We start from the raw sequence: 23,038 nt of genomic DNA, 5'->3' as shown, positions 1-23,038 counted from the left end.
TCCCGGATATTATGTTTATGGCTTGTTCGATTCAGGCGCAAAAGAGCCTTATTATGTTGGTATTACTAATGATATTAATAGACGAACGATCGAACATGTTGGTACAGGTCGGTTAACGCCGGGAGCAGGAATGAAAGTACTTAATGAAAATATTAACTATGGTCAAGCTCGCGGCTATGAGCAGTATTATATTGAAAAATATGGTACGAGAACAGGAACTATCGGAGAAGATATATCGTCAACTAACCGAGGTAACAAATACAATTCATTTGACCATAACCGGACTGATACACGTGCTGATGCTTTTAAAGAAGCTTATGACAGTAAGACTAAAAGTTCTGGAAAAGTCGGAGGGAAATGCTAATGAGTGATTTTAAATTTTGGGGATGGAATAAAAAACCACGAACGATGCTGAGATATGTAAAACCCGGAGATATCTTTTGTTTTCAATTAAATAATGAAACATATGGGTTTGGACGCATCATTTCAAAAATCATGACAGGCCATGTAGTAGAGATTTTCGATTTCGTTTCTTCTAGTCCATCCATAACCGAAGACGACATAAAAAAATCTAACAGAAAAATCGAACCCGTTGTAATCGATACTTACGGGTTATTTGATAGAAAAGGATATCCCAATAGTGACTGGAGGATCATTGGGCATCAGAATAACTACACCCCTATTAATGTAGAAGGGGTATATTTTACTTTCGGGATTGGTAATTCATGCAAAAAAAAGGACATTTTCGATAATACTTATTCAATATCTGAAGAAGAAGCCAAAAAACTCCCCGAATTAATCCCTTATTCTGATTATCATATTAAAGAATTATTAGGAGCTATCTAAACTTAACTCAGATGCTCTACCTGCATATTTTTCATAACTACCAGCAGGGGCAACCCTGCTTTTCAATATTTGCCTTACAGATATCAGCACTTTGAAATAACAATGCACTGGGTCGCCGGATTCATAAAGTGGTTGAGTCACGGGCTCACGGCACACTGAAACGACATGAAACCCATTTTGTGTGGCAAGGACTACGGTTGCTGCAAGAGCAGGATATCAATACGGGTAAATGTCAGACCTATTGCTACGAAGAACACAGCAGTTATACCCCACTCGCCGTTATCGTGAAGCAATCCAGTGTTTTTCATTATTACTGGCATCACTGCGATATTAACAGTGCCCCACTTGAAGTCACCAATGCATAAGGCAATACGCTATGGTCAGGAAAATATGAACGCTTTGGTTTTGTTCGCAATAGCCCATTAAGTTTCTACTCTGACCCTGAACGTGTGATGGCCTCCTTTGAGCAAAATTTACGCTATGCCGGACAATATTTTGACAATGACAAATTTGTCGGGAACAAATTTGAACAGCGCTTGCGCTGGCCCGTAGGGCGAGTATCAGGATGATACGAGTATTCAGGATTACATTTTAATACCTTTAGATTCTACGACCCACAGATAGGCCGTTTTATTATGCCTGACCCAATTGGATTATTGGGTGGGATTAATCTGTATCAATATGCGCCTAATCCGTTGGTATGGGTGGATCCGCTAGGTCTAGATCGCTTCCCTTCGTGGATGGATACAACCCAAGGTTACCAACGTCAGCATTTAATTCCTTATTCACTCAGAAATCATCCTATTTTTGTGCAATCAGGAATGAATATTAATGGTGCAACAAACATGATGCGACTTCCTGTAGCAAAAGGAATAGATCCTAATCAGGATTTGGGACTTCATCGTGGTTGGACAAAAGAGCATGCAATATATAATGAAATGATGAAATGATGAAATGATGAAATGATGAAATCAAAACTAGATGCTTTAGAAAGAGTTGCAATTAAAGAAAAATGGGATTATCGCCGAATACAAAATGAAATATTGAACCTACAACATGAGGCTCGTAAAGGATTTAAAACAGGAAAACTTACATGTGCTTGATTACGAGGATAAGGGTATGAACATCTATACAATTAGTAGTTTCTCATTAGGCAATGGAGTTATTGACTTCTCAGATCCAAAGTCAAGATTATCAAGTTTTTTCATTTGGAATGAAGGGAATGGTAAGTTTCTCTTATATTCACAACCAAAAGGTAAAATACAAAGTACTATGCGAAGAGATAAACTAAGAGCACCAGATTATTTTCCTTCTAATATCGGAGTTCCTGTTTTTTCGCAAAAAGCGGTATCTATATTTGAACTTAGAATTGCATCTGAAATGTCATTCTATAAGTGTACTGTGGAAAATACGCATGAAACGATGTTTTTATGTAAGGTGAATAATTACCTTCCGATTATTGACGAGGAGAAAACAACATTCAGGGAACTTATTGATGGTACTAAATTGATCGATATTCCCACCTATAAATGTGATAAAGATTTCTTTATAGCGAGAGATAGCGTTTTTTGTGAGCAAATGATTCTCTCTCAACAATTTGTCGATTTATGTAATGATGAGGGATTGAATATTGAATTTTTCAATGTTAATGAATAGTCTGCTTTATAATTCAAAGTAGTATTTTTATTAAGAAAATAATAGGTAAAAAAAAATTAGGTTACGTGACACGTTCTTTAAAAATAAGAATAAACTATCCTGCATAAATCCGCAAAACAACATTAATGTGCACCTGATGCCGAAACTAGCTAGGACTACGGTTACTGCAAGAGAAGGATATCAACACCGATAAATATCAAACTTATTGCTATGAAGAGCACGGCAGTTATACCCCTCTTGCCGTTATCGTGAAACAATCCAGTGGTTTTCATTATTACTGGCACCACTGCGATATTAACAGCGCCCCACTTGAAGTCACCAATGCACAAGGCAATACGCTATGGTCAGGAAAATATAAACGCTTTGGCTTTGTTCGCAATAGCCCATTAAGTTTCTACTCTGACCCTGAACGTGTGATGGCCTCCTTTGAGCAAAACTTATGCTATGCCGGACAGTATTTTGACAATGACAAATTTGTCGGGAACAAATTTGAACAGCGCTTGCGCTGGCCCGTAGGGCGAGTATCAGGATGATACGAGTATTCAGGATTACATTTTAATACCTTTAGATTCTACGACCCACAGATAGGCCGTTTTATTATGCCTGACCCAATTGGATTATTGGGTGGGATTAATCTGTATCAATATGCGCCGAATCCGTTGGGATGGATTGATCCGTGGGGGTTGTCATCTCAGGAAATGGTTAGAGTAAGGCACCATACCTCAGTTGAAGGCCTAGAAGGGATAAAAAACACACAGTCAATCAACCCTGCAAGAGGAACACCAATAGGAGTGCATATCGAGATTGCTCCGTTTGGAGATCCCAAAACGGCAGGTGCAGACATAGGATCTTGGAAAAGTGGTTCATATGTTGAGTTTGAGGTTCCGAAGGAAATGATAATTGAAACTAACGTTGGGCCAAGAAAAACAGGGGTCATACCAACTGAACAGCCATTATCTCTACATAATAAGAATACTGTGTTTAAAAAAACAATCTTGGTGGTCTCGTTTAACAGAAAAAGGTTGTCGATAATGAATATTTACTATGATAATAAACTTTTATTAGCCTTGTATTCATATTTACGGCAAACTGAGTTATCCATAGATAGAGGGTTAAATGAATGGAAGAATGCTAGATCTTACTTAAAACATCGCTATTTAGCTGATAAACTAATCATGGCATTGGCTATAAATAAAACACTACATCAGAAGAACACCTTTAGTAAGGTATATTGCTATGCATACCTAAAGTTACGACATAAACAATATTTGACACGACAAGAGTCTGATACAATATGTTGTTTATTAAGAACTATTGGAAGTTATCTTTCTGAAGATTCACCTGATAGATCTAATTTAATTAAACTAAGAATAGAACTGTATAATGCTGCAAAATTAGTTAGAAAAAGGATTACCAATAATAATCGAATAATATTAGCTGATAGAGTAGAGCATTATAATCAGCATTTGCATGGTACTTTTTATTCTATAGAAGAAATAACTAGTTTATAGTGGGCTAATAATTGAAAGCTCTAAATCTTCTATGAAGAGTTTAGATATGATGAATTACGTCATATAGTGAATAATTTTAAGTGTAAGCGTCTGAACTTCGGTTGATAATTAGTTTTTTCTAATTGTAGTCGGAGGTCAGGCTTTACATATAGGAGAATTTTATGTCTGAATGGACAGGCGAATTATATGGATTTTATACGAACAAACCAACGGAAAGTATTTTTTCTTTTTTTAAATGAGATCCTTAAAATAAATTATCTATACGAATATAATTCATACAACAACGAAGAATCTTTATTTTTTATAAATGATAAAAACATGTTACTTCATCATGAAGATATTTGCTATAACCTCGATATTGACAATAAAGGATATTTTTGCATAGAAGCTAAGATAGTTAATTTACATGGAATAGCTAAATTATTTGAATTTAAATCTGAATCAAATTTTGGACCATATGATATAAATATACAGTTAGATGATATTTTCTATTATGTTTTAGTTTTACCTGACTTCATTGAAAACTCTCAATTTTGTTCGGATATACATAGTCTTTTTGTAAATAATCACGAAAGAATACGCTTATAAGAATAAGGGATTCACACTTATAGCTCAATGTATGGTGAACACTCCCCTAGCACTAAAGACAGTTTTCTATTCATGGGGACAAAATTATAGATCTTAGCCCCAATGATAATATTACAGCAATTGCTCTGTAATATATAAAGGAAACATAATATGGCGTTCCCTTTTTGAATAAGATTAAAATAAATTACTTATATAATGCATTAATAATTATGCTACTTTTTAGTGAACCTTTTTCAACAATTTGAGATTGAGCATATGGTTTTGCAAAAAAACTAATATCAAATTGATTATTAAGATCTGCACTAAAACTTTTATTCACTCCAGATAGATTTATTGGGCTTGAGTCTGCCCATGATAAATAAATTCCTACACCAGATAAATTGGTTTTAAGTTCACCACCAATACCATTATTTAATGCACCTTGGCTACCAGGCTTAACTTTGATATCAATATGCTCAGGTTTAAAACCACTTTTTTGGCAATCAACAATAAACTGTGTTTTTACGGCTGGTTGATTACCAGCTAATAAATTACTTTCGTTGATAACATCAAAATCTACTATTTTATTAAATCCTTTTCCATTATTAATATCACAAGTGATTCTAACTACATCCAAAGAAATTGTTAATTGAGCATCAGGTAAGATTTCATCTGATAAACTTGGTTGAGGAAAATTACTTAAACAAGTAATAATAAAATACATATATATTTTTTTATTCATACAAAAACTCATATCAGATATATTTTATTTTGATAGTTATATGGGTATTTCCATTACCCAAATGAACGGACTTTCCTCCTAATGGAAGTACAACTGGTTTTATTTTAAGTTTAACTTTCATCAATGAAGCATCCGTTTTTTTAAAAAAAAGTTCCTTCCCCATTGGTACCCCTTCACCAATAGCACCTATTTGTTCATCTTCCCACGACACAAAATAGCCAAGTGTGGTATTTTTTGAACCAATATAACCCACACTACCCATGGTTAAATGAGGATTAGCAGGTTCAAAAAGTATTGTAACTCTTTGTGGCTTAATTGTGCCCGTACAATCCAAAAAGAGTGTTGAGTGCCCTTCAACTTCACCCGATAAAATAGTCGCTGTATCAACTGCTCCAAAAGTAACATTGTCAACAGTAGCGGGTAAGCATGTAGCTATTTTTACATTCATACTAAATTGCGATTGAACAGCACCGCCAATGATTGAGGTTGCATTTAACTCAGAGCCATAACAACTTCTTGTGATAAAGATTAACAGGCTGGTAAGCAATATAGATTTGCACATAGTCCCTCAACTAATTGAAAGTTAGTTTAATGTTTAACGCCGTATTTGCTGCACCAGGAGAAACAGTCTCCCCAAGAGCAACAGGTTTAACTTTGATTGGAATAGTAAAACTTTCTTGCGTTGGCTTGTTTGTTGGGGTAATTGTACTGCCATTAATAGTAATTGCTGTATCCACAGGTTTAACGGTCGAATCTCCCCACTTAAGTTGATAACCCACCGTTGAATTTAATTTAGTATTAATAATGCCATTTGCTACATCTTTAACACCATCAGCCGCCGTAAATGCTAATGTGTAATTAGTCATTTTTGTATCGCATACAATAGCCAATGATATTACCTTCTCTGCGACAGCTCCTTTTTTAATATCACCCGCGCTTTGGTCACCAAATGTCACATCACCAACCGTTGTACTGCAAGAGGCTTTCACTGTCATACTTAAATTTGAAGTGACTGTTCCACCAGTAACATTAGAGGTGAAACTTGTTGCTCCAACATAAATAGGAAATAAAATAACGCTAAACATAAAACAAGATTTTTTTACCATCGTTAACTCCATTTAATTTAACTTTATATTAATCGTTAATGCAGTATTAGCCGGCCCAGGGATTGGCTGAGTGGATAACGCAACAGGTTTTACCCTTATCGGAATAGTAAAATTATTGGTTTTTGGCTTTGTATTCGGAGCTATTGCCACATTATTAATAACTACAGCACTATTAATGGGTTTAACCGTGCTATCTGCCCAAGAAAGTTGATACCCCACAGAACTATTATCTTTAACCTTAATGATCCCTGTTGTGGCATTATTCACACCATCTTTACCAGAAAAACTGAGTGTGTATGCAGGTAATACAGCATTACACGTAAAAGAAATATTTATATTTTTTCCTGCAATAGTATTCATTTTTACGTCACTAGCGGTTTGTTCACCAAATGCGACGTCATTAACAGACACTGCACAAGAAGCATTATTTATCAACGTCATCGATGTTGGTGCACTAAGAGCAACGCTTTCCTTTTGTAACGTATTGCCCATTTGACCAATTCGAGAATAATAATTACGTTTCAACATATAGACAGGATTAATAACCGTTTTTCCTACAGGTGGCTTTTTTTGTAAATAAACAACGCCTGAATCAGTACCACCACCGGGACCTGTTAAATTGGTCCAGCCAACCCCAGATATTTTATAATCAAGAACTAGTAGCCAAGAAGAATTAGCACAACTTCCCGTTGAACGAAAACGCAAGTATCCATCTGGTGAATTTTTATCAACTGTACCAGTAGTCGGGCATAATGTTGGTGATGATCCATATTGATCAACAATATAAATATAATTTCCATTTGTATTTCCCGCCCCACTATTAGCACGTAGACATTGACCAGCAACGTTTATAGGGGCGTCTGGCGCACCAAAAGAATAAAGCTTATCTCCCACTTTTTTATTTGTAATATCTATTTGGGCTGGAAAATTATATTTGATTGACACATTCCGACATCGAGCAGCAGAAGTATCCATAGCAATAAAAAATAATAATAGCGTGAAATAAAATGATTTATTTTTCATTTTTACTTCCTTAATTAAGCTCAATAACACGTCTAGCACCATAATCATCAATAGCTTCAACGGTTACTTTACCTAACAATGGGCGCTGCACATTTACCTCACTGAAAGGTGGAAATAAACTAATAGATTGCTCAATGTCTTTTGACAAGACCAAAGGATTATTATTGACTGACACTTGAGTTAATGCAAAATAGTAAGGTGTAGGATTCTTTAAAACTGAACCACTATATGTCAGACTTTTTTCTGCATCCTCGCGTTTTTCAGCTAAAATCTTAGGGCGATAAATCAGTTTAACTTGTGTGTTTAATGCAACAGCAAGCACATTACTGTCATCGGCAGAAGAAATTGGCGGGATTTCCTGAATATTGAGCCAAAACAATGATTCCCTATCTTTAGGTAAAATATCATTTACATATAGCAAGCGGATTAATTGTTTTTCTCCTCCAGTTATTTTGAATAAATTAGGTGCAGGAATAAAGAACACTTCATTCCCATTAAGATTATCAATCCAAACTTGGCCACCATAGGTTTTATCACTATTATTCTTAACTTCTATCGCGATATTCTTGCGACCTTCATCATAAATAAAGCGAGTACCATTAAGCGTAAACGCTGAATATGCTTTAAAACAGGTTAATGACGATATGATTAAAGCAAAAACAAATACTATTCTATTCATTACATTCAATTTCCATAATTTTATGATCATTAGATTCTACTTTCTCCAAATTTAAAGTACATTTTTCACCATTAGGTGATATAACGAATAGCTTATTAGGCTTATCTAATAAATTTAATAAAAGAACCCCAGAATTTGAAACAAACCCTATATATTCATCATTTTTATTTCTAACAGCACTTCCAGCAGAAATAAAATCACCATTTTTATTTTTTATTCTTAATATATACCTTTGAATTGTTGAATATTTAAACTCGCGATAAATAATAGCTTTATCTGCTGGAGTAAAATTTTGAACAGAATCAAGTAATTCAACATTATTCGGAATTTCTTCTGTATTTATTTTTAAATTATTTTCAATGTATGGTGATACCCCAACAATAGTGTTTCCTTCTTTGTCAGTTGGCGGTGAGTCATTGAATGTTATACCCTCTATATTTTTAATTTTTGCAATTGCGACAGTATCTCTTCTGACATTACTGAATAATAATCCTGTATCTGGGGTGGCTAATAAACTTCCTGAAGCATTAATAGAACTGGTAGTTTGATGGCCATTTTGAGAAATCGCATATCCCGTATTAATAATACTATGATCAATACCAAAATAAGCAGAATTAGACCAGTTATCACGATCTTTACTTGTATTGATACTATAGTTTATTTTTTCATTAATACTTCCAGAAACACCAGAATTAAAACTAGCTTTATTTTTCCTATCGTAGCTAACAGAATTTGCCCAAAAATGATTTTTATCATATAAGCTAAAGGGAATATTTATTCCAACAGAAATAATATAATTATCATGCTCATAATCGTTTAATTTTTGATAATCCGCTGATAATGAGAAATCGACAGATTTAATTGTTGTATTGTAAGTAATATTTGCGCCAACTTCATTACTAATACTATTTCTATATGTTTGCATCCAAGCAGATAAGCTAACAAAGCTACCATCAAAACTTTGGGACAATATCGTTTCATAACGCTCTTTACGATTACTGCGATGATATAAAGCATTTGAATTAAATTCATTAAAATCAACATAATCTTTACCAGTATAGCGATATGCGAGTAGCTGTAAATTAGTATTATCAGTCAATGAATTTGCATATTGTAACGAATAGCTGATACCAGACTGCCTAACTTCGGGTGCTGTTGGTGTCTGTTTTTGAAATACACTTACAGCAGTATTAGCAGTAAATGACATTGCACCAAATCGTCCAAAATCTTTACTCATTCCTAATGCTGCACTTTTATAATTATTATGCAAAATTCCCGCAGCATGAACCGTAACATTAGTTAATCCGTAGTCAAATGCACCTAGAAAAAATAAACTATTTTCTCTTTTACCTACTGTTTCTTTTTCTCCGATAGCAATGTTGTAATTTATTTCATCTGTGCGTAATAAGGAAGAAAGTGTGGCAACAGGATAATAGCGAACTGTTTTTGTCCCATCACTTTCTTCTACTGTCACTGTTATATTTCCATTACTTACTGGTGCTATATTTTTTAATTGATAAGCCCCTGCGGGAACAACTTGTGAACTTAATACATATCCATTTTGAGATATAGTAATTTTAGCATTAGAGTTTGCAACACCAGAAATAACCGGTGCATAACCTCGTTTTTCCCATGGGCGCATATCCCTTTCCGAGCGCAGTGACATTCCATAAAAAGCAAAGTTAGGTAATATTGATAAAGAGGTTATTGTTTTACCTACGGTAAAACTTCCTTGTATTGATTTAATTGCTGTGGAAACTGTTGCCTCCGATGTTTCTGTACCCGAGTTCCTTTGGTAACTACTACGAACATAAGCGACCCAACGACCTAAATTAGCATATAAATCAAAATCACCATAAATTTGTGCTTGTGAAGAACTGGTTTTAGAAATATAGCCCGAATAGTTTAATTTAATACCTGTTATCCCATAATCCCATTCCTGCCGGCGCAGAGATTCATCTAATGCAATTTGAGGAATACTAAATGTTAAAGTTTGCTTCGAATTATCAAAAATAACCTGAGCCCCAGGATAACGGCTAATATCATAACAATCGCGCTCAGGATGATAATATAATTCAAATAAATTTAATTTTATTGGAAGCGATAACTCATTAATCCAATCTTTTTTTAAACATAAATTTTCATTATCTTCTGGTGAGATAATTAATTCTTTTTTACTAATTAATTTTCGATTAAAAATAACCTCAACAATATAATGCCCAGCAGGATAATTGGTATTTTCATCAAATACACCAGCAGCTTGCAGTTGAACTCCTCCATGTAAGAAGTCCATATTTAAATCTGCGCAAACATAAAATGGACTTACTAACAAGGATAACACAAAAGCATTAATTGATTTTAAACGCATTGATATTATCCATTAATATTTTCAAATGAAATAAAGGATCAATGACCCTTTATTCCAGTCATAATGCTTATATTAAACTTTATTTATATTCACAAAAATAGAATAGATTAAAAGCACCCTAAATAGAGCATAATAATAACTATTATTAGAATAATTAAATAAAAGTAACTACATTGATAATAGACATTATAAAATTAAATAATGAAACATTATTTATAAGCTACTGCATAAGTTGCGCTTGAAATTACAGTACCCTCTGTAACAGTTTGACCTGCCGTTGCTGTCATTCTTGCTTTAAATTTCATATTACCAATTGGATCATTACCATTACCAAAATCAACACTTTGGTTATTATAAGTTACATCCTGATTAGGTGTGGTTGAATTAATCGCTGTTAATTGAATAGATACACCACCGGCAGTACCTTTCATATTAGCAAGACCTGAATTAGTAAAACCTGCACTTTGCCAACCAACTTGGCCACTGGTTTTTTTCAGGCATTCATCCGTACGAGGGACTAATTCAAATTCAACATATTTACCATTGGTATCTGCAGTGGTCATTTTACCCAAATCGATTGTTGATTTAACTAAACCACCAATTTCTGTATCAATATCACACGTTTCCGACGTAACCGCACCAATAAATTGAACTTCACCGGTATTAGCTAATGTATATCCACTAAATAATGCACTGCTCATGACTAAAGGTAATAATAATTTTTTCATTTAAACTTCCCCATATATTAAATATTAATTAACAACAATTAAATCAGAATTAATACCTATCAGTTAATTCATTAAATGTTAAAAACTCACTCCATGATGAGTCCAATATCATCAGTATTTTATTAAGTAAGGTAACAGTAATATTTGTAGTTCCATTTTCATATCGAGAAATTTGTTGCTGACTAACATTCAATATGATCGCTAAATCCTGTCCTGTTAAACCTAACTCTTTCCTTTTATACTTTATAAACAACCCTGTTTTTTTATTAAAAAAATCCGACATACTAACGCTATTATTATCATCTTTTTTCATTTGTGAAAGCATTCCTTTTTCTTACTTTACCCTCTACTTAACTAAAATTTTTATTACTATATTGTCATAATTAGACTTAGTAAAAACGTTTTAATCGATCAATTAAGTGAAATGCGATAGATAAAACCTATCATAATTAGACCATCGATCGGAGATACCGATCATAAATGTAAAAAAATCAACATAATCTGTTGATATATAATGACAAATGAAAATTAACAACTTACATAATAACAACAGCAATCTTACATATATAGATACATTTCTGTTTACCTGGAATTAAAAGTTACATTTTGTAACACTTTTATCCTTCTTGATAACTCTAACTTCCTCCTAAATAATAATTATTAAAATTAATCTTTTTTTAAATTTTAAGAAAATTAATTTTATTATTTATAACTAAAAATATATTTCTAATAAATCACAATGAAAATAAAAAACTATTAATATCCATTTTCTTTAAATTCTTCTTTAATTTCCTTGTGATTACTCATAATCGCTCAAAATAATTACATTAATTTATAGTTTCCCATAGAAACAAACAAAGCAACCTCATCAATAACATTGATATTTTTTTAATTTTTTTTTAATAAAGTTACACGTAAAATTAAATTTATAAAAAACAATAAAATAGCTTTAATCTCACTCTCTATGATTATCACATCTTTTTTGATATCAATTAAAACATTTGAAAATCTTACCTATAGGGCTAATAATGAAATTGATAGTTGATGAATGTCTATCTAAATAAATAAGGATCTGCTTCATTATGAAAACTAGCTTTAACCATATCGAGCGAGATAATAGTGATATCACCCATAACCATAAAAATACTCATAGTTCCTGCAACTGCACCCAAGAAATAATAACTTCTTTAAATCATTATATTAATAAACATCCAGAATGTACTATCTACCAAAATTCTTTAATGAGTAGTCTTATTGCTGGTGTTTATGATAGTAATGTTACTATTGCTGATTTATTAAAGCATGGTGATTTTGGTTTAGGTACTTTTAATCATCTTGATGGCGAATTGGTCGCCTTTGATAGTAACGTTTTTCAATTACGTTCAGATGGCAGTGCGCGAGAAGCCCGTCCAGATCAAGGCTCGCCTTTTGCTGTAATGACTTTCTTTAAACCTGATATTACACATCAGTTTTCAGATCCTGTCTCTCAACAACAGGTTCACAATATTATTAACCAATATGTCCCTTCCGATAATCTATTTTGTGCCATCAAAATTGAAGGCGAATTTGAATTAGTTAAAACACGTACAGTGCCACGTCAAGAGCCTCCTTATGTGCCCATGCTAGAAGCCATTGAAAATCAGCCTATTTTTACCTTTCACGATGAAATGGGTATTATTGCCGGCTTTCGTTCCCCACAATTTACTCAAGGCCTTAATGTTGCTGGATTTCATGAGCATTATATTAATCACCAACGTGAAGGTGGTGGCCATGTACTTGATTATCAATTAAAAAAAGGCACCCTACAAATCGGTGTTATCTCTCGTTTTACTATTGACTTACCTCATCAATCAACATTCTTAGAAGCTAATTTAATGCCCGATGACCTTCATCAGGCAATAGAACAAGCCGAAAACTGAAAGTAATCATTCCTAAAGGTCATTCTGTTTTTATTCATTCACTTGCAAACTTAAAGAAGGTTTTATGAACTCTCATCATTGGAATTGCGGTGCTGACTTGGTGGTTAAGCAATTAGAACAACATGGTGTTAAACAAGTTTTTGGGATCCCCGGAGCCAAAATTGACCGTGTTTTTGATTCTTTGGTTGATTCAACAATTAAAACTATTGTTGTGCGTCACGAAGCCAATGCGGCTTTTATGGCGGGTGCGGTAGGACGTTTAACCGGTAAAGCGGGTGTGGCGATAGCCACTTCTGGTCCCGGTTGTTCTAATCTAGCAACGGGCATTGCGACAGCTACATCAGAAGGTGATCCTCTAGTTGCCTTAGGAGGCTCAGTTAAATCTACGGATAGACTTAAACTGGTTCATCAAAGTATGGACACAGTAACAATGTTTAACCCAATCACTAAGTTTTGTGCTGAAGTTGATTCTTCACAATCAATTTCAGAGACGTTAGCCAATGCTTTTCGTCATGCGGAGTCAGGTCGTCCCGGCTCGGCTTTTTTAACCTTTCCAATGGATATACTCAATAATGAGGTAGATAGCCCGTTATTAACACCTAAATCCAAACCTAATTTAGGTGCCGCGAGTGATAGTGCAATTCAAGAAGCGATCAGCTTATTATTACAAGCGAAAAACCCTGTGATATTAATAGGGCTTCAAGCCAGCGATCCGGAAAATGCTCTTGCCTTACAAAATTTCCTTGATATTTTTCCTGTTCCTATTGTAGGTACTTATCAATCTGCCGGGGCTATTGCTCATCGCCATTTTCCACTCTTTGCCGGACGAATTGGCTTATTTAATAATCAGCCAGGGGATGAATTACTGGCACACGCTGATTTAGTTATCACTTTAGGTTATAGCCCGATTGAGTATGAGCCTTCCTTATGGAACAGTCATAATGCCAATATTATCCATATTGATGAGATCCAAGCTGAAATCGATTTAGCTTACTGCCCTGCCTTAGAATTAACAGGCAATATTAAATTAACACTGGATAAGTTAACGCAACAATTAACTCACCAGCCTAATTCAAAATTACAATTGTCTAATCAGAGCCAAGGAATACTAGAGAAAATACGTCAGCAAAGGGAAATTTTGCAACAAAATAGTTATTTTAGACAAGGCACACCTATTCATCCTTTAACTATCATACATGAAATGCAAGATATCATTGATAACGATGTCACTCTTTGTATTGATATGGGGAGTTTTCATATTTGGCTTGCACGTTACCTTTATAGTTTTAGAGCGAGACAAATGCTAATTTCTAATGGCCAACAAACCATGGGAGTTGCATTACCTTGGGGAATAGGCGCTTCTTTTGTACGTCCTTGCGATAAAATTATCTCTGTTTCTGGTGATGGGGGATTTATGCAATCTTCAATGGAGCTAGAAACCGCAGTTCGTCTTAATACCAATATATTGCATATTATCTGGGTTGATAATGCTTATAATATGGTGGAGATGCAAGAAGAGGTAAAATATGGCCGTCCTTCTGGCGTAAAATTTGGTCCTATTGATTTTAAACGCTATGCAGAATCTTTTGGTGCTAAAGGATTTTCTGTTGAGTGCGCATCTCAACTTCGTGAAACCTTACGTAAAGCGATAGCTGTTGATGGTCCTGCTGTGTTAGCCATTCCTGTTGATTATCGTGATAACGATAAATTAATGAAGCACATTAATTATAATTTAATTATTTAGTAATAAGCCCCTCCAGTTAACGGATTAGTCATTAGAATGGAGGGGCATTTTATTTACAAGCTCTTGACTTACTTTTTCTGACCATTAAATTTTGCTAGGCTAACGGACAGTCTGGTATAAAGATGCACTCTATACTAAAGGGGCAAAATATTATCAAAGGAGAATAAAATGGAGATACTCCATTCAATGCTTGACACATTAAGTCATGTTTCTCCTATCGCTTTATTTTTTACTATTACCCTGCTCACTGCGGGAAAATCTACTATTGGTATTTCATCCTTTTTACCTCCCGCATCGTTAATGCTGATCTTAATATTTGGGGTTTGCTTGCCCTTCCATTCGCCTATTTTACTTTGGTTAGCAACTAGTTTAGGTGCCTTATTAGGATCTATAGTGAGTTATCAGTTAGGGCGTTCCATTTATTATTTCCCTCGCTTAAATAAATGGGTTACCCGCTATCAAACAAAGATCTTACGTATACAACAACTGTTAAAAAATAAAGCATTCTTTATTCTTTTTATTTCACGCTTTTTAGCTGTGTTTCGCTACCTTACGCCTTTTAGCGCAGGTTTATTAAAACTCCCCATTTATGGTATTTATCTAACAAGTACTGTTTCAGCCTTAGTGTGGTCAGGAGTATTTATTTTAATAGCCAATGGCGTAATCTCCATCTCATTATAAAATAATAATTTTTAATTATTTATTATCTTTAATTGACTAATTTTGATATTTATTTGTTAGCCATACCCGTTAATTATTGTTTTCTCGCCCCTATCTGCTCTTATTTATTCCTTTAATGTAAATAGTTATTTATTTTAGAAAATCTATTATTAATTTATTTTTTAGTGAATTATTTTTCAAATACCCCAAGTTATCGATATTTTCTCTGCCTTCTTGATAAAAACCCCTTGATTATGGATATAATTTACATAATTACCATCATGATCACAATTTGTTACATTCACGTATCAAATTAATCAACACAGTTCACAATTTCGTAACCTTCCTTTACCTATAAAAGTTGTCATGTTGTATACAAGTTGATGTGAAATATTCACCTGCGTTTTTATGTACAGGAACAACATCATGAGAATAAGAAAAACAAAGCTTGCCATCGGTATTGTTGCTGTTATTGCTGTTGTATCACTAGCAATGATCGGCAAAAAAGAGAATGCCAATAAGCAATTTCTCTCTGTAGCAACGGCCTCAACAGGAGGAACTTATTACCCGATGGGAGTCGGTTTAGCCAATGTTTGGAGCACCCACCTCAAGGATAGAGGAATACAAGTCACAGGGCAGTCCTCTGCTGGCTCAATTGAAAATATCTATTTAATGCAACAAAACGAAGCTCAGCTTTCTATTCTACAAAGTCTATTAGCTGTGGAAGCTTACGAAGGTGTACGTAATTTTGAAGGCAAACCAGAAAAAAATCTACGTTCTATATCAATGCTTTGGCCAAATGTAGAGCACTTTGTCTTAATGAATGACAAAGTAAAAACAGGAACATTGGATGATATTCGTGCCACCAGCTTCTCTGTCGGGCCACAAGCCAGTGGCACTGAACAATCGACCATTATCATTCTTAAAGGTGTGAATTTAACTAAAAAAGAGATCACTCCTGAATATCTTGGTTATGGAGATACCGTTTCAGCAATGCGTGATGGACGCCTTGATGGGGGAGCATTACCTGCTGGTGTTCCCGCCTCTGCGGTTACCGATATGTATGCCAGTGGTGTTAATGCCAAATTACTTGAAGTGACTGATAAGCAACTTGATGATATTAATCATATTGCTAACTCTTGGTTTCGCTTTGAAATACCAGCAAATACCTACCCTCGCCAAGCAGAAAAAGTAAACACCATTGCACAACCTAATATCTTAATGACAACCACAAGTATTGATGACCAGTTAGTTTATGAATTGACTAAAACCATGTTTGAAAACTTACCAGAAGTTCATCAAGTACATAGTGCTGCAAAATACATCACCACCGAAAATGCGTTAAAAGGTGTTTCTGTGCCATTACACCTTGGAGCTTATCGTTATTACAAAGAAATTGGATTAGATATCCCTGACTATTTAATTCCACCTGAAGCTCAAACGCAAACTAATAATAAATAACAGGAGTGAGTTATGACTAATAATGACCACCTAACTCCGGTAGAGCCACCAGCATTAGATAAAGAAGCTAGCTCAGGCACTCGTCACCTTACCGGTATCTATTTAAAAATCACCACCACGCTGGCGATATTCATTTCGTTGTATGCTATTTACTCTAATGCCTTATCCAACACCCAAGAGTTTTATCGTAATACTATTTTTCTTAGTGGTATTTTGATCCTTGGTTTTATTTTATTTCCATTCTCTAAACGATTTTCTACCGCGAAATTTAATGGCTGGGATTATCTTTTTATCGCTTTAACATTAATCAGCTATGGCTATTTTTTCTTTAACTATGTTGATCTCCATGTGGTAAGAAAAAGTATTCCCAACACAATGGATTATGCGATGGCAATTCTTGGCATTATTGTTCTTTTTGAAGCAGCAAGAAGAACAACGGGCTATTTTATTCCTAGCCTAGCCACATTCGCCATTATCTATGCCCTATTTGGCCAATATTTTATGGGTATTTTTGGTCATGCAGGATTTTCTGTAGAGAGACTGTTATATCGTTTATTTATGACCAGTGAAGGTATTTTTGGTATTACACTCTCTACTGCCTCTACCGCTATCGTGGTATTTATTTTATTCGGTTCGTTTTTAAGTGTTAGTGGTGCCACAGCACTATTTAATGATTTAGCGCTAGCTATGGCCGGCCGTCGCCGTGGGGGGCCTGCTCAAGTTGCCGTCATTTCATCAGCATTAACAGGTTCATTAAGTGGTAGCGCGGTCGCCAACGTAGCCACTACGGGAACCTTTACCATTCCATTAATGAAAAATATTGGCTTAACATCACGTTTTGCGGGTGCCGTTGAAGCTACTGCATCTACGGGTGGAATGATCATGCCACCGATTATGGGTGCGGCTGCTTTTATTATGGCGGGCTTTTTGGGAATTTCTTATACCACGATTGTTATTGCCGCGATTATTCCTGCATTGCTCTATTACGCGGCCTTGATCATGGCAATTGATATTGAAGCGAAAAAACAAGGTTTAAAAGGACTTAGCAAAGAGAATATTCCACAAGTTAAAGCGGTATTAAAAGCACGCGGTTTATTACTATTACCTTTAATTATTGTAATTGGCACGCTATTAATGGGTAAAACCCCTATTTATGCGGGTTTTCTTGGTATCTTAACCATTATTGTTGCCAGCTGGCTAACACCTGATAAAACGGTACGAATGACATTAACTAAAGTGGCTGATGCTTTAGCAGAAGCGGCTCGTGGCTCGGTACAAGTGACTATCGCTTGTGCTGCCATTGGTGTGATTATTTGTGTTGTTACCATGACCGGTATCGGTGCGACCTTAGCATTTAATATTGTCTCTATGACTGACAATACATTATGGATGATCTTACTGGTTGTGATGTTAGTCTGTATTGTATTAAGTATGGGCTTACCATCAACTGCTCTATATATCGTGGTTGCCGTTACAGTGTCACCTATTTTAATTAAAGCCGGTGTGATGCCTTTAGCGGCTCATTTCTTTGTCTTCTGGTTTGGCGCGTTATCCAATATTACTCCTCCGGTCGCCCTAGCAAGCTATACGGCAGCAAGTATTGCGAGAGCCGATCCGATGCAAACTTCATGGGATGCGGTACGTTTAGCACTCCCTGGTTTTATTATTCCTTTTATTTTGGTTTATAACCCTGCATTACTGATGCAAGGTGATAATTTAAGTGTTATCTCTATCGGGTTAATGGTCATTAGTGCATTAGTGGGAATTTATGCACTAAGTATTGCCACTGCGAATTTTTGGATAATCAAAACAACATGGTTTGAACGTATCGCCTTTGCAGCGGCCGCTATTTTAATGATTAAGCCCGGACTATATACCGATTTATTAGGTATGGCGTTGATCTTACTTACTGGCGCTTTCCATCTGTTGCGCTCTAAAAAACAGCTGGTCAATGTAGGGCAAGTATCTGGAGAAAACTAGATGATAAAAAAGATCTCACGCCAAAAAGCGTCGCAACAAATTCTTGATCAAATTAAGCAAAATATTTATGACGGGACCTATCCTATTGGTGAAAAACTACCGTCTGAAAATGTACTCGCTGACGCCTTTGGCGTTAGCAGAGTTCCCATCAGAGAAGCATTAGGGGTATTAGAAGCGAGTGGCATTATTACGTCACGCCAAGGAGGCGGTAGACGCGTTATTGACCACTCTATCTTGAGTAAATACGAACCTATTGTGATGGAAATTGCTTGTCCTCAAGAAATTGAATCACTGCTTGAAATGCGTGAGGTCATTGAACATGAAGCGGCAGCCATTGCCGCTTTACGTCGAACACCAGAAGAATTGCTGACGATAGAGCAAGCACATCAGGCCTTTATCTTAGCCACGCAGAAAAACAACAACATTGGTCATCAAGAAGATTATCAATTTCATCGTGCCATTATGGTTGCTTCACATAATCCTTTTTTCGTGCGCATCCTCGATAACTTACATGAGCTTTATCTTGGCGTATTGATGTATTCCTTAAGCCAAAATAAAGGACGTATTGCCGAAACTGAGCGTGTTATTGCAGAGCATGAAGCTATTGTTGAAGCAATAAGACAACAAGATAGTGATGAAACTAGCCACAAAATGCGTCTTCATTTAGCCAATGTACGTGGAAAGTTAAAGCGTTTACAACAAGAAAAAAATTAACTCTTATACTGGATTATATGGGTAGTATTATGACTTATGACGTAATTATCATCGGTGCAGGATTAGTAGGATTAGGGGTTGCCAGTGCATTACAAGAAAGCCAACCTGAGCTTAAAGTACTGGTGATTGATAAGGAATCTGGCCCCGCCGTTCATCAAAGTGGCCATAACAGCAATGTTGTTCATTCGGGGATTTACTATACACCAGGAAGCTTAAAGGCAAGACTCGCTAAGCAAGGTAACATCACGACTTACAATTTTTGTAAACAGCATCATCTCTATTACGATCGTTGTGGCAAGGTGATTGTGGCAACTGATGAAAAAGAGCTACCAGCATTAGAAAATATCTATCAACGTGGAATACAAAATGGCCTTGAAGTAATTAAAATGACCGAGAGCGAGCTAAAAGCCAGGGAGCCTTATGTTAATGGTATTGCTGCTTTGCTTGTTCCTGATGCCGGTATTGTCAATTATCCGGAAATTGCCGCCAAACACGTTGAAATCATTCAAGCTCGAGGTGGAGTATTTGCCTTTAACCAAGCAGTAAATGCGATTAATGAAACGGACGAAACGGTAACAGTCACCACATCTACAACACAATTTACCGCAAAGTGGCTGATTAATTGTGCTGGATTATTTAGTGATCGGGTAGCAAAAATGGCGGGCTACGATACCGGCATGAAGATAGTTCCCTTTCGTGGTGAATATTTTATGCTCAACTCAAATAAAAATTATTTAGTTAATCATCTTATTTATCCTGTGCCGAATCCTGATTTCCCATTTTTAGGTGTCCATTTTACACGTATGTATAACGGGCATCGTGACGTAGGCCCTAATGCCGTATTAGCCTTTAAACGTGAAGGCTACAAGAAAAGTGATATTGACTTAAAAGATCTCACTGAAGTACTAACCTATAAAGGATTTTGGAAAATAGCCGGAAATTATTTAGGTGAAGGGATGGCCGAATTACGTCGTTCCTATTCACGTAAGCTGTTTGCCCAAAATGCACAAAAGCTTATTCCTGCTCTACGTGAAGCAGATATTCACCCAGGCCCGGCAGGTGTACGCGCCCAAGCTTTAACTCGCGAAGGAAAATTAGTCGATGATTTTCACTTTGTTAAAGGCAAACGTTCATTACATGTATGTAATGCCCCTTCTCCGGCCGCAACAGCATCAATTGAAATTGGTCGTGAAATTGTAAGAGAGCATTTTTTATTATAAAAAATCTTTCGTCTCACTCGCAGAGTGTCTCCCGTTGTCTGCGAGTGAGCTTATTTAGCATATCTGCTTTTATCTTCTGCTCCAGTCTACAATTCCCCCTATGCAATAACCGTTTTTTGACAGATTTATGTTAGCCTTTATATATTGATAAAAGCACTTTAAACAACCAAGTATCAATACTTATTTTAATTAGAAATATTAATCATTAAAAAAACGATTTCAACCAATAAAATTGTATTTGAAATACATCTTCATCAATGATTTAATTGATTTTTTATCAAAAAATATAACAGTCTGCAAAACAACAGCTATAACAAAATTTAGCGATTGTTAAATAATAGAGTAAATTCAATAAAATAAAATGCGCCAATTTTATAAAACTTATCACTTTCTTTTTGATAGACTATCTATCAATCATTGTTTATTACTTACTCCTATTGCTTTGATAATGATTATCAATCATAAAAAGCACTTTTTGCCTACCTATTATTTCCTCTATGCTTAAAATAGATTACAAATAACATACGTTACTATTCTATTTAATTGGGCACTATGTCCCCACCTATTGTGGGAGGTTTTTATGGCTGAAAATGTCGTTAATGATATTCTGAAATGGTTAGAAACTCAGTTACAACGTAATGAGGGTATAAAGATTGATACGATTGCAAATAAAAGTGGCTACTCCAAGTGGCATTTGCAACGTATTTTTAAAGATTTTAAAGGTTGCACATTAGGCGAATATGTACGTAAACGTCGCTTATTGGAAGCAGCAAAGTCTTTACAAGAAAAAGACATGTCCATTTTAGATATTGCTTTGATGTATGGCTTTAGTTCCCAAGCAACATTTACTCGTATCTTTAAAAAACACTTCAACACTACACCAGCTAAATTTAGAGAACATGGTGAGTTACCAGATACACGTCGTTTTATGTCATGTGAAAATAGCTAATATAGCCAGAAGTATTGACTGACAAAACAAAGCGGGAAAACATCATGTTTTCCCGCTTTGTTTATTATATCAAACCATTTTATTGTCAGTCGTTTTCTTAAATAGATAATAATCAATTAAGAAAGCGCATGAACAAGCCACTGTTGCAGCTCTTCAAGCTCTGATTGGTTATTTGGGTACTGCTCTATTAATTGCGCTAATAGTCTTTTCATCGATCCAGAAGCATAACGCTGTCCAACTAACATCTGCGATAGCTTTTCTAATGGTGCGGGATCTAAACTGTCGGTATAAATTTGGCTTCTAATAATCGTACCGCGTTCAATATCAAAGTGCAGCTCAACACCACCCCATTTAAAGCGATTATCTAATAGATGTGAAAACGCAGGCGCTTGACCAAAATTCCACTCCCAACTACTTTGTTTTGCAAATGTTTCTGCAAAACCCGGTAAATCAGGTAATTTTTGTGGTGAAATAATTTCAGCTTCAACACGCTCACCATAATAGTCAAAAAAACTGTCAGTAATCGCGTGGCATAACTTTTCATGAGTTATATCGGGTTTTAATTCCACTAAATTAGTGACACGAGAGCGCACCGAGGTGATCCCTTTCGCCTGTAGTTTTTTCGGATCTGGATTTAAATAGTTAGCTAAACGAGATAAATCAGCATTAATTAATAAAGTACCATGATGAAAACCACGATCTTTTGTCTCTTTATAGGCTGAGCCAGAAATTTTTCTTTCACCATCAGCCAATGGTACGACTAAATCATTTCGTCCTGATGCCGTTGCTTGTATGCCGGCTTTCGATAACCCATCTAAAATAATTTGCGTCGAAATGGTTTTATTATATTCGGGTTTGCCTGCCATAAAAGTAAAACAGGTATTACCTAGATCATGAAATACTGCACCGCCACCACTTGAGCGACGCGCCAATTTCACACCATCTTCTTCCATTTTTCGGGTATTACACTCTTTCCATGGGTTTTGTGCTCGACCAATCACCACAGTATTATCATTACGCCATAAAAAAAGGACTCGTTGATCAGCTGGCATCTGTTTAAAAATGCACTCTTCAACCGCGAGGTTAAACCATGGATCATAAGACTCAGAAAGAAGTAGACGCAATTTGCCTGACATAAGATATCCCTATATGAAAAAAGTTAGCT

General features: G+C 35.4%; 25 protein-coding genes and 1 pseudogene. 17 read left to right on the top strand and 9 right to left on the bottom strand.

Annotation, left to right across the window (positions count from 1 at the left end):
* Positions 1–363 precede the first annotated feature (363 nt).
* From PMI_RS05215 to PMI_RS05195, 9 genes and pseudogenes are all read left to right on the top strand, one after another.
* Positions 364–846 (top strand): immunity 26/phosphotriesterase HocA family protein, encoded by a 483-nt coding sequence (locus PMI_RS05215; RefSeq protein WP_012367848.1) that lies wholly within the window; start codon positions 364–366, stop codon positions 844–846.
* Between the two features lie 128 nt (positions 847–974).
* Entirely contained in the window at positions 975–1,211 is a 237-nt protein-coding gene (locus tag PMI_RS19600; RefSeq protein ID WP_232504907.1) for a hypothetical protein, read from the top strand.
* A gap of 213 nt (positions 1,212–1,424) precedes the next feature.
* A pseudogene (locus tag PMI_RS19595) lies at positions 1,425–1,568 on the top strand (RHS repeat-associated core domain-containing protein); the annotation flags it as partial.
* A gap of 18 nt (positions 1,569–1,586) precedes the next feature.
* Positions 1,587–1,796 (top strand): AHH domain-containing protein, encoded by a 210-nt coding sequence (locus PMI_RS19590; RefSeq protein ID WP_232504914.1) that lies wholly within the window; start codon positions 1,587–1,589, stop codon positions 1,794–1,796.
* 12 nt (positions 1,797–1,808) lie between these two features.
* Entirely contained in the window at positions 1,809–1,949 is a 141-nt protein-coding gene (locus PMI_RS19255; protein ID WP_012367847.1) for a hypothetical protein, read from the top strand.
* Positions 1,950–1,965: 16 nt separating this feature from the next.
* The gene (locus PMI_RS05205) at positions 1,966–2,502 is read left to right on the top strand and encodes a hypothetical protein (protein ID WP_012367846.1); all 537 of its coding nucleotides are present in this window, start codon (positions 1,966–1,968) and stop codon (positions 2,500–2,502) included.
* 248 nt (positions 2,503–2,750) lie between these two features.
* On the top strand, positions 2,751–3,035 hold the full coding sequence (locus tag PMI_RS19585; RefSeq protein WP_050955847.1) for an RHS domain-containing protein: 285 nt from the start codon (positions 2,751–2,753) through the stop codon (positions 3,033–3,035).
* A 66-nt stretch (positions 3,036–3,101) separates the two neighbouring features.
* On the top strand, positions 3,102–4,013 hold the full coding sequence (locus tag PMI_RS19580; protein ID WP_050955846.1) for a hypothetical protein: 912 nt from the start codon (positions 3,102–3,104) through the stop codon (positions 4,011–4,013).
* 186 nt (positions 4,014–4,199) lie between these two features.
* The gene (locus PMI_RS05195) at positions 4,200–4,601 is read left to right on the top strand and encodes a hypothetical protein (protein WP_012367845.1); all 402 of its coding nucleotides are present in this window, start codon (positions 4,200–4,202) and stop codon (positions 4,599–4,601) included.
* Between the two features lie 184 nt (positions 4,602–4,785).
* Here the strand turns inward: PMI_RS05195 and PMI_RS05190 are convergent, their stop codons facing one another.
* From PMI_RS05190 to PMI_RS05155, 8 genes are all read right to left on the bottom strand, one after another.
* A complete protein-coding gene (locus tag PMI_RS05190) occupies positions 4,786–5,322 on the bottom strand; it encodes a fimbrial protein (protein WP_004242654.1) in 537 nt (178 codons plus the stop codon).
* A gap of 13 nt (positions 5,323–5,335) precedes the next feature.
* Entirely contained in the window at positions 5,336–5,884 is a 549-nt protein-coding gene (locus PMI_RS05185) for a fimbrial protein (protein ID WP_012367843.1), read from the bottom strand.
* Positions 5,885–5,894: 10 nt separating this feature from the next.
* Positions 5,895–6,428, bottom strand: a complete 534-nt coding sequence (locus PMI_RS05180; protein WP_004251411.1) for a spore coat protein U domain-containing protein — start codon at positions 6,426–6,428, stop codon at positions 5,895–5,897.
* Between the two features lie 12 nt (positions 6,429–6,440).
* The gene (locus PMI_RS05175) at positions 6,441–7,451 is read right to left on the bottom strand and encodes a fimbrial protein (RefSeq protein WP_004251413.1); all 1,011 of its coding nucleotides are present in this window, start codon (positions 7,449–7,451) and stop codon (positions 6,441–6,443) included.
* Positions 7,452–7,461: 10 nt separating this feature from the next.
* Positions 7,462–8,130 (bottom strand): fimbrial chaperone, encoded by a 669-nt coding sequence (locus PMI_RS05170; protein ID WP_004247958.1) that lies wholly within the window; start codon positions 8,128–8,130, stop codon positions 7,462–7,464.
* A complete protein-coding gene (gene pefC, locus PMI_RS05165) occupies positions 8,123–10,498 on the bottom strand; it encodes a PefC/AfrB family outer membrane usher protein (RefSeq protein WP_012367842.1) in 2,376 nt (791 codons plus the stop codon). Before pefC ends, PMI_RS05170 begins: the two co-directional genes overlap by 8 nt.
* 209 nt (positions 10,499–10,707) lie before the next feature.
* Positions 10,708–11,226: a fimbrial protein gene (locus PMI_RS05160; RefSeq protein WP_004247956.1), complete on the bottom strand. Its 519-nt coding sequence runs from the start codon at positions 11,224–11,226 to the stop codon at positions 10,708–10,710.
* 49 nt (positions 11,227–11,275) lie between these two features.
* Positions 11,276–11,539 carry a helix-turn-helix domain-containing protein gene (locus PMI_RS05155; protein ID WP_004247955.1) on the bottom strand — a complete coding sequence of 88 codons (264 nt, stop codon included), beginning with the start codon at positions 11,537–11,539 and terminating at the stop codon, positions 11,276–11,278.
* 769 nt (positions 11,540–12,308) lie between these two features.
* Here PMI_RS05155 and budA point away from each other — a divergent pair.
* The 8 genes from budA (at position 12,309) to PMI_RS05115 (ending at position 21,873) form a co-directional block, all read left to right on the top strand.
* Positions 12,309–13,145, top strand: coding sequence for an acetolactate decarboxylase (budA, locus tag PMI_RS05150; protein WP_012367841.1), 837 nt, complete (start codon positions 12,309–12,311; stop codon positions 13,143–13,145).
* 64 nt (positions 13,146–13,209) lie between these two features.
* The gene (gene alsS, locus PMI_RS05145; protein WP_012367840.1) at positions 13,210–14,889 is read left to right on the top strand and encodes an acetolactate synthase AlsS; all 1,680 of its coding nucleotides are present in this window, start codon (positions 13,210–13,212) and stop codon (positions 14,887–14,889) included.
* A 168-nt stretch (positions 14,890–15,057) separates the two neighbouring features.
* Entirely contained in the window at positions 15,058–15,570 is a 513-nt protein-coding gene (locus tag PMI_RS05140; protein ID WP_012367839.1) for a DedA family protein, read from the top strand.
* A 405-nt stretch (positions 15,571–15,975) separates the two neighbouring features.
* The gene (locus PMI_RS05135) at positions 15,976–17,010 is read left to right on the top strand and encodes a TAXI family TRAP transporter solute-binding subunit (RefSeq protein ID WP_004242633.1); all 1,035 of its coding nucleotides are present in this window, start codon (positions 15,976–15,978) and stop codon (positions 17,008–17,010) included.
* A gap of 12 nt (positions 17,011–17,022) precedes the next feature.
* A complete protein-coding gene (locus tag PMI_RS05130) occupies positions 17,023–18,990 on the top strand; it encodes a TRAP transporter permease (RefSeq protein ID WP_004242632.1) in 1,968 nt (655 codons plus the stop codon).
* Entirely contained in the window at positions 18,991–19,704 is a 714-nt protein-coding gene (locus tag PMI_RS05125) for a FadR/GntR family transcriptional regulator (RefSeq protein ID WP_004242631.1), read from the top strand.
* Between the two features lie 17 nt (positions 19,705–19,721).
* Complete coding sequence (gene lhgO, locus PMI_RS05120; RefSeq protein ID WP_004242630.1) at positions 19,722–20,924, top strand: L-2-hydroxyglutarate oxidase; 1,203 nt, start codon at positions 19,722–19,724, stop codon at positions 20,922–20,924.
* Positions 20,925–21,504: 580 nt separating this feature from the next.
* Positions 21,505–21,873 (top strand): helix-turn-helix domain-containing protein, encoded by a 369-nt coding sequence (locus PMI_RS05115; RefSeq protein ID WP_004242629.1) that lies wholly within the window; start codon positions 21,505–21,507, stop codon positions 21,871–21,873.
* 116 nt (positions 21,874–21,989) lie between these two features.
* Here PMI_RS05115 and lplA read toward each other — a convergent pair whose 3' ends face one another.
* Positions 21,990–23,009 (bottom strand): lipoate--protein ligase, encoded by a 1,020-nt coding sequence (gene lplA / locus PMI_RS05110; RefSeq protein ID WP_012367838.1) that lies wholly within the window; start codon positions 23,007–23,009, stop codon positions 21,990–21,992.
* Between the last annotated feature and the right edge of the window lie 29 nt (positions 23,010–23,038).

This window comes from Proteus mirabilis HI4320 (genome assembly GCF_000069965.1).
GTDB classification, from domain to species: domain Bacteria; phylum Pseudomonadota; class Gammaproteobacteria; order Enterobacterales; family Enterobacteriaceae; genus Proteus; species Proteus mirabilis.
This window is presented reverse-complemented; position numbering and strand designations above follow the sequence as displayed.

Excerpts from the sequence above, each read along its gene's own strand:
- PMI_RS05190 (WP_004242654.1), bottom strand. The coding sequence starts at position 5,322 with ATGAATAAAAAAATATATATGTATTTTATTATTACTTGTTTAAGTAAT.
- pefC (WP_012367842.1), bottom strand. The coding sequence starts at position 10,498 with ATGCGTTTAAAATCAATTAATGCTTTTGTGTTATCCTTGTTAGTAAGT.
- budA (WP_012367841.1), top strand. The coding sequence starts at position 12,309 with ATGAAAACTAGCTTTAACCATATCGAGCGAGATAATAGTGATATCACC.
- PMI_RS05130 (WP_004242632.1), top strand. The coding sequence starts at position 17,023 with ATGACTAATAATGACCACCTAACTCCGGTAGAGCCACCAGCATTAGAT.
- PMI_RS19580 (WP_050955846.1), top strand. The coding sequence starts at position 3,102 with ATGCCTGACCCAATTGGATTATTGGGTGGGATTAATCTGTATCAATAT.
- PMI_RS05185 (WP_012367843.1), bottom strand. The coding sequence starts at position 5,884 with ATGTGCAAATCTATATTGCTTACCAGCCTGTTAATCTTTATCACAAGA.
- PMI_RS19255 (WP_012367847.1), top strand. The coding sequence starts at position 1,809 with ATGATGAAATCAAAACTAGATGCTTTAGAAAGAGTTGCAATTAAAGAA.
- PMI_RS05135 (WP_004242633.1), top strand. The coding sequence starts at position 15,976 with ATGAGAATAAGAAAAACAAAGCTTGCCATCGGTATTGTTGCTGTTATT.
- PMI_RS05155 (WP_004247955.1), bottom strand. The coding sequence starts at position 11,539 with ATGAAAAAAGATGATAATAATAGCGTTAGTATGTCGGATTTTTTTAAT.
- lplA (WP_012367838.1), bottom strand. The coding sequence starts at position 23,009 with ATGTCAGGCAAATTGCGTCTACTTCTTTCTGAGTCTTATGATCCATGG.
- PMI_RS05115 (WP_004242629.1), top strand. The coding sequence starts at position 21,505 with ATGGCTGAAAATGTCGTTAATGATATTCTGAAATGGTTAGAAACTCAG.
- alsS (WP_012367840.1), top strand. The coding sequence starts at position 13,210 with ATGAACTCTCATCATTGGAATTGCGGTGCTGACTTGGTGGTTAAGCAA.
- PMI_RS05175 (WP_004251413.1), bottom strand. The coding sequence starts at position 7,451 with ATGAAAAATAAATCATTTTATTTCACGCTATTATTATTTTTTATTGCT.
- lhgO (WP_004242630.1), top strand. The coding sequence starts at position 19,722 with ATGGGTAGTATTATGACTTATGACGTAATTATCATCGGTGCAGGATTA.
- PMI_RS05170 (WP_004247958.1), bottom strand. The coding sequence starts at position 8,130 with ATGAATAGAATAGTATTTGTTTTTGCTTTAATCATATCGTCATTAACC.
- PMI_RS05180 (WP_004251411.1), bottom strand. The coding sequence starts at position 6,428 with ATGGTAAAAAAATCTTGTTTTATGTTTAGCGTTATTTTATTTCCTATT.
- PMI_RS05125 (WP_004242631.1), top strand. The coding sequence starts at position 18,991 with ATGATAAAAAAGATCTCACGCCAAAAAGCGTCGCAACAAATTCTTGAT.
- PMI_RS05205 (WP_012367846.1), top strand. The coding sequence starts at position 1,966 with ATGAACATCTATACAATTAGTAGTTTCTCATTAGGCAATGGAGTTATT.
- PMI_RS19590 (WP_232504914.1), top strand. The coding sequence starts at position 1,587 with ATGGATACAACCCAAGGTTACCAACGTCAGCATTTAATTCCTTATTCA.
- PMI_RS05160 (WP_004247956.1), bottom strand. The coding sequence starts at position 11,226 with ATGAAAAAATTATTATTACCTTTAGTCATGAGCAGTGCATTATTTAGT.
- PMI_RS05140 (WP_012367839.1), top strand. The coding sequence starts at position 15,058 with ATGGAGATACTCCATTCAATGCTTGACACATTAAGTCATGTTTCTCCT.
- PMI_RS05195 (WP_012367845.1), top strand. The coding sequence starts at position 4,200 with ATGGATTTTATACGAACAAACCAACGGAAAGTATTTTTTCTTTTTTTA.
- PMI_RS05215 (WP_012367848.1), top strand. The coding sequence starts at position 364 with ATGAGTGATTTTAAATTTTGGGGATGGAATAAAAAACCACGAACGATG.